Source organism: Solicola agrisoli, from assembly GCF_049059935.1.
Taxonomy (GTDB): Bacteria; Actinomycetota; Actinomycetes; order Propionibacteriales; family Nocardioidaceae; genus JAURVT01.
In genome coordinates, this window is the sequence record NZ_JBMGQR010000136.1 from 1 (window position 1) to 3,695 (window position 3,695).

Consider the following 3,695-nt stretch of genomic DNA (forward strand, 5'->3'; position numbering starts at 1 on the left):
CCACTTTTGGACTGATCCTGGGGCCATACCCACCGCCAGGTGCCCCAGCCACCCTCGACGGTGGCCCACCCACCACGTTCGGGGCCGAGGTGGTGGGTGGGACACCGGCACGTCCGCCGCGTCGTGGGTGAGGCACCGCCCGGACACGTCTGACGCCACACCCGGCTCACGGTGACGTCATCAGACGCTTGACGTGACATCAGAGTGATGTCATCATGGCGTCATGGACCTGACCCGCTACGTCGAGCGCCTGCGCTCCGACCTCACCGACGTCGCCGCCGCGGCCGGCCCGGACGCGGCCGACGCGGCGCAGCGGCTGGCGCTCGCGCTCGAGCCGGCGTTCCGGATGAGCCTGATGGAGGCGCTGTCCGACGCGGCCGACGAGATCACCGCCGACCTCGGCCAGGCGCGGGTCGAGGTCCGGCTGCGTGGACGCGACCCGCAGCTGGTCGTCCACGACGACACCCCGCCGCTGCCGCCCCCGCCGCCGACTCCCCCGGAGCCGCCCGAGGCGCCCCAGGAGGAGGACGGCTCGGTCGCCCGCGTCACGGTCCGGATCCCCGAGCAGCTCAAGCAGCGCGCCGAGGAGATCGCCGCCGAGACCTCGCAGTCCCTCAACACGTTCGTCGTCCAGGCCGTCCGCGCGGCCACCACCGGCCGCCGGTTCGACATCGACCTCGGCTCGATGCGCTTCACCTCCCACGGCCCGCCCGGATCCGGCTCCCGCCGCATCCAGGGCTGGTCCCGCTAGCCCGTCTGCTCCGCACGACGCACCGGCCACCTGGCCCGTGCGGCGGTCCCGCACACCCTCTGGAGTCTGCATGCACACCTTCGACACCCCCGACCCGCTCTCCCTGTCGGTCCGGCTCGGCGCCGGCAGCGTCACCGTCACCGCGTCCGACACCGCGACGTCGACCGTCGACCTCGCCGCGCACGGCGACGAGGCGCGGACGCTGGTCGACCGCGCCACCGTCGAGCAGCCCGGACGCGACCTCCTCGTCGACGTCCCCCGCGCCCGGGGCCACCGGGGCGCGGACCTCGACGTCACCGTCTCCGTCCCCACCGGGTCGGACGTGCGCGTCGCCACCGACTCGGCCGACATCACGCTGACCGGCCGCCTCGGCACGGTCGTCGTGTCGTCGGGCTCGGGCGACGTCTCCGTCGAGGCGGCCGCCGGCGCGGCCGAGGTGACCACCGGCTCGGGCGACGTCGAGGTCGGCACCGTCGACGGCCCCGTGTCGGTCCGGACCGGCTCGGGCGACCTGCGGGTGCGCCGCGCGGCGGCCGAGGCCGAGCTCAAGAGCGGCTCGGGCGACCTCACCGTCGACGACGCCGGCGGCGACGTCGTGCTCAAGAGCGGATCCGGCGACCTCACCGTCGGACGCGTCGGCGCGTCCCGCGTGCAGGCGACCAACGCCTCGGGCAGCGTCCGCGTGGGCGTGGCCGACGACCTGCCCGCCTGGCTCGACCTCAGCACCGTCACGGGCCGCGTCACCAGCGACCTCGACGCCGCCGAGCCCGCCGACGGCGAGCCCTACGCCCAGGTGCACGCCAAGACCGTCTCGGGCGACGTCGTCGTCGCCCGGGCCTGAGAGGAGGACCGACCATGGACACCATGCCCGAGCTGCTCGCCCGCCAGCGTGAGCGTCAGGTGCGTGACGACCTCACGCAGGGACGCCCGCACACCCGCGACCGCCTGCGTCGCCGCACCGCCCGCCGCCTGCACCGCATCGCCGACGTCCTCGACGGCTGAGCTACGGACGCCCGCCCGGCCGGTTGACGGCCATCGCCGACGTCTCGGTCGCGACCCGCACGCACTCGCGCCACGGCATCTCGGCCTGCCACGCGGCCAGGAAGCCGGCGCAGTACGCGTCGCCCGCACCGGTGAGGTCGTAGAGGTTGGCCGGGGCCGCGGGCGAGGCGATCATCTCGCCGGCCGCGGTGCGCACCAGCGACCCGTGGCCGCCGAGCGTCAGCGCGACGGTGCCGTACCGCCGCCCCAGGGCCTCGACGATCTCGTGGGGCTGCTGCAGGCCGGTGAGCTCGCGTCCCTCGTCGTAGTTCGGGAAGATCACGTCGACGCCCTCGGTCCAGGTGAGGAACGAGGTCAGGCCGCACGACCGCAGGAACGCCACCGAGCTCGGGTCGAGCGAGACGCCGATGCCGCGGCGCCGCGCCTCCTCCAGCACCGCCAGCGCGAGCGGGCGGACGTTGTCGCAGAAGAACGAGTAGCCCGTCAGGTGCACCCAGCCGGCGTCGTCCCACACGTCGGCGGGCACGTGCGCGGGCGTCAGGGACGCGTTGGCGCCGCGGTCGACGAACATCGTCCGCTCCCCGCCGCGGTCGACCATGACGACGATGGTCGCCGTGGGCAGGCTCGGCTCCTCGCTGACGCGGGCGTCCACCCGCTGCGCCACCAGGGCGGCGGTGTGACGCTCGGCGCCGCCGACGCCGGCCCGACCGACGAAGGTGACGCCGCTGCCGAGCCAGCCCATCCAGGCCGCGGTGTTGGCGGCCGAGCCGCCGGCGAAGGTGCGGATGGTGGCGGTGGTGTCGCTCGCGGGCGTGACGCCGTCGAGCGGCCGGACGACGATGTCGTCGACGACGTCGCCGATCACCAGGACCCTGCTCATCGCGCACCCCCGCCGAGCCGCGACCACGCGGTGGCGATCTGTCCGGCCACGGTCACGTTGTTGGCCGCGATCGCGAGGTTGACCTCGAGGCTCCGGCCGTCGGTGATGCCGACCATCGCGTCGAGCAGGAACGGGCTGACCGCCTTGCCGGTGACGCCTTGCGCGGCCGCCGCGGCGAGCGCGTCGGCGAGCGAGCGGTCGTGGAGCGACGGGTCGAGCTGCTGCTCGACGGGCAGCGGGTTGGCCACCAGCACGGCCGAGCGACGGCCGAGCGCGTCCTGCGCGGCCATGACGTCGGCGACGGCGGGCGCGTCGGGCACGGTCCAGTCGAGCCGGTGGCCCGAGTCGGTGACCCAGAAGCTCGGGAACGCGTCGGTGCCGTAGCCCACGACCGTGACGCCGAGGGTCTCGAGCCGCTCGAGCGTGGCGCCGATGTCGAGGATCGACTTCACGCCCGCCGACACCACCGTGATCGGGGTCGTGGCGAGCGTCGGGAGGTCGTTGGACTCGTCGAACGTCGTGGACGCCTCGCGGTGCACGCCGCCGAGGCCACCAGTGGCGAAGACGCGCACGCCCGCCATCGCGGCGACGTACGAGGTGGCGGCGACGGTGGTCGCGCCGGACCCGCCCCGCGCCATGACGATCGGCAGGTCGCGCACGCTGAGCTTGGCCATGTCGGGGTCGGACGCGACGCGCTCGAGCTGGTCGTCGTCGAGCCCGACGCAAAGGCGCCCGTCGAGGACGGCGATCGTGGCGGCGACGACGTCGACCCCGGTGAGGATCGCCTCGAAGTCGCGGGCCGCCTGCAGGTTCCGCGGACGGGGCAGGCCGTGGGCGATGATCGTCGACTCGAGGGCGACGACGGGACGTCCCTCGGCGAGCGCGTCGGCGACGGGCGCGGACAGGTCCAGCGGGGCAGTCACGGAGTCGGTGGTCCTCAGATGGTCGTGCGGTGGAAGTTGGCGAACGAGCGCGACGGCGTGGGGCCGCGCTGGCCCTGGTAGCGCGAGCCGTACTTCTGCGAGCCGTACGGGTGCTCGGCGGGGGAGGTCAGCCGGAAGA

5 protein-coding genes and 1 pseudogene are annotated in these 3,695 nt (G+C 74.6%); 3 read left to right on the top strand and 3 right to left on the bottom strand.

All coding sequences use genetic code 11. The features are described from left to right. The first annotated feature begins 223 nt into the window (after window positions 1-223). From ACI6PP_RS22960 to ACI6PP_RS22970, 3 genes are all read left to right on the top strand, one after another. Window positions 224-751: a toxin-antitoxin system HicB family antitoxin gene (locus tag ACI6PP_RS22960; protein WP_421114071.1), complete on the top strand. Its 528-nt coding sequence runs from the start codon at window positions 224-226 to the stop codon at window positions 749-751. A gap of 70 nt (window positions 752-821) precedes the next feature. Continuing rightward, window positions 822-1,592 carry a DUF4097 family beta strand repeat-containing protein gene (locus ACI6PP_RS22965; protein WP_421114073.1) on the top strand — a complete coding sequence of 257 codons (771 nt, stop codon included), beginning with the start codon at window positions 822-824 and terminating at the stop codon, window positions 1,590-1,592. Between the two features lie 14 nt (window positions 1,593-1,606). Next, window positions 1,607-1,753 (top strand): hypothetical protein, encoded by a 147-nt coding sequence (locus ACI6PP_RS22970; RefSeq protein WP_421114075.1) that lies wholly within the window; start codon window positions 1,607-1,609, stop codon window positions 1,751-1,753. A gap of 1 nt (window position 1,754) precedes the next feature. On the opposite strand, the gene ACI6PP_RS22975 is transcribed toward ACI6PP_RS22970, so the two are convergent. The 3 genes and pseudogenes from ACI6PP_RS22975 to ACI6PP_RS22985 form a co-directional block, all read right to left on the bottom strand. Further along, on the bottom strand, window positions 1,755-2,633 hold the full coding sequence (locus ACI6PP_RS22975; protein WP_421114076.1) for a carbohydrate kinase family protein: 879 nt from the start codon (window positions 2,631-2,633) through the stop codon (window positions 1,755-1,757). After that, a complete protein-coding gene (locus tag ACI6PP_RS22980) occupies window positions 2,630-3,556 on the bottom strand; it encodes a pseudouridine-5'-phosphate glycosidase (RefSeq protein WP_421114078.1) in 927 nt (308 codons plus the stop codon). Before ACI6PP_RS22980 ends, ACI6PP_RS22975 begins: the two co-directional genes overlap by 4 nt. A 14-nt stretch (window positions 3,557-3,570) precedes the next feature. Next, window positions 3,571-3,695, bottom strand: a pseudogene (locus tag ACI6PP_RS22985) (dCTP deaminase); the annotation flags it as partial.